1 protein-coding gene is annotated in these 398 nt (G+C 38.9%); it reads right to left on the reverse strand.

What is annotated here, in order from left to right; all coding sequences use genetic code 11:
• A partial coding sequence (locus tag ACFIO5_RS12195) for a cell division protein FtsX (protein ID WP_375705549.1) occupies positions 1 to 398 on the reverse strand: 398 nt, incomplete at both ends.

Below are 398 nucleotides of genomic sequence, written 5' to 3' on the forward strand. Positions count from 1 at the left end.
TCTTCCTCTTCTTTCAGTGTTACGATGATAAGGCGAGGAAGGGGCAATTCATTCAAGTTTAATCCCGTGCCAAGCCATGGTTCGAGCAATTTTTCTGTCGCTTTTTGGTCAACAATTGTGGCATCTTGTACACCATGAAATGTTTTAACCAATTTTACTGCATCACGAAGTGCTTTTTCCGTATCAACATTTTCAATGGGGCGTATTTGAATCGTTGCTTCATAGCTAATTTGATTGCTCCAATTTTTGGCAGAACGTTGGATTAAATCAACACCAATTAAGGTGAGGCTTGAGAGAAATGTCATAATAGCAATTACGGCAACCAGTGCTTGTCCAGAGATGTTGCTACTGGGAATAATCGCTGTTGTGTTTTTTTTATTGTTGGTAAAAATGGAGAA

The sequence above is a fragment of the Bartonella sp. AA86SXKL genome, assembly GCF_042196885.1.